The organism is Texcoconibacillus texcoconensis, from assembly GCF_014202575.1.
GTDB lineage: Bacteria > Bacillota > Bacilli > Bacillales > Salisediminibacteriaceae > Texcoconibacillus > Texcoconibacillus texcoconensis.
In genome coordinates this window covers 1-1636 of sequence record NZ_JACHHB010000036.1, presented here as the reverse complement: position 1 = coordinate 1636, position 1636 = coordinate 1, and the positions used below count along the sequence as shown (strand labels likewise).

Sequence of the window (1636 nt, the reverse complement as noted above, 5' to 3'; positions counted from 1 at the left end):
CCCACCTTATGCCAAGAAAGTAATTATGCTAAGTAAGTAATTAAAAACCGCATAAAATGAATAATCTAATTGAATTTTACTTTGCATAATATCCGAAGATGATATAAGGGCTTTTGGCTCTAAATATCATTTTTGGAGGAATATATTATGCAAAAGAAGACATTAATTGAGCTACTTCAGGACCTTGAACAGGAAATGCTACGGTTAGGTTATTCTGACGGCTCTATGAAGTTTTATCGTAAGCGGTGGCGGATGTTGCTTCAGTTCGCTCAGGAACAGGATGAAACCTATTATTCCGAACAATTAGGAATCGACTTTGTTGAAAAACACTTTAATATTTTAAAAAAGGATTTCAACCGTACCCTTACTCAATCTGAGACACAAGAGCTTCGCATCATTCGGATGATCGGAGATTTTCAACTACACAAAACTGTATTACGTAGATACTATAAACACAAGAAGATCCTTACGGATCCATATTTTATTGAGGTTAGTAATCAATTTAAGAAATGTTGTATAAAAAAGGGATATTCCAAGGTCACTATAGATCATTATATTAAACAATCGGCTAGATTTATGGATTATCTTTCTTCACAGAAAGTTACGGATTGTAAAGAAATCAATCTTTCTATAATTAACGACTACATTAAAACTTTGGCTGGTTATACCTACAAAACGGTGGAACAAAATATTTGTTCTATGAGGGCCTTTTTTCGTTTCCTTCTGGAAACTGGAGAAGTACAGACTGACTTTGCCGCAAAAACACCGATGGTGCAAGCGAGAAAGCAGACCCGTATACCGTCTGTGTGGACAATAGATGAATTAAAAAAATTAATTGCTGCTATTGATAAAGGTAGTCCGAAAGGTAAACGAGATTACGCAATAATTTTACTAGCATGTTGTTTAGGCATGCGTTGTACAGATATTAAAAATTTAAAAATAGAGAACTTCCATTGGGAAGAAAAGAAGGTTGTCTTTAACCAATCAAAAACACGAGAACCTTTATCCCTTCCACTAACACCGGAGGTCGGCTGGGCAGTTATAGATTATCTCAAATATGGCCGACCTGAAATAGACACTCCTTATCTATTTGTAAGGCATATTGCTCCGTTCGGTCCCTTTTCAGAAGACGATCATTTAAACCAATTAATAAAAAGATACATGGAACTGGCACATCTTCCTACTCTAAAAAAGAGAAGAGGAATGCACTCTCTTCGACACACTATGGCTAGTATGCTACTTGAAAAGAACACACCTTTATCTACCATTTCAGATATCCTTGGACACGTTGATACAGATTCAACGGCAGTCTATCTTAAAGTTGATATTAATAAGCTCAAGGAATGTTCCATTGATTTTAAAGAGGTGGACAACCATGAGTAAAATCAAATTTAAAGGTCCATTTAAGAATCACATCCAAAATCATATAGAACTGAAAAGGGCTGTTGGATACAAATACCTTACAGAAGAAGATCACTTCAAACGTTTTGATAGATTTATATTAGAAAAATACCCTTATGCCACTAACCTCACTAAAGAAATCGTATTGGATTGGTGTAGTAAAAAAACGTATGAATCGCAGGCGAATCAATGTTCACGTTCATCAATTATTCGACAGCTTGGAAAGTATCTGGAT

1 protein-coding gene and 1 pseudogene are annotated in these 1636 nt (G+C 35.3%); both read left to right on the top strand.

Annotated features, from left to right (window positions below):
• Positions 1 to 147 precede the first annotated feature (147 nt).
• Positions 148 to 1383 (top strand): site-specific integrase, encoded by a 1236-nt coding sequence (locus tag HNQ41_RS16515; RefSeq protein ID WP_184665531.1) that lies wholly within the window; start codon positions 148 to 150, stop codon positions 1381 to 1383.
• Positions 1376 to 1636, top strand: a pseudogene (locus HNQ41_RS16510) (tyrosine-type recombinase/integrase); the annotation flags it as partial. The gene HNQ41_RS16515 and the pseudogene HNQ41_RS16510, both read left to right, overlap by 8 nt.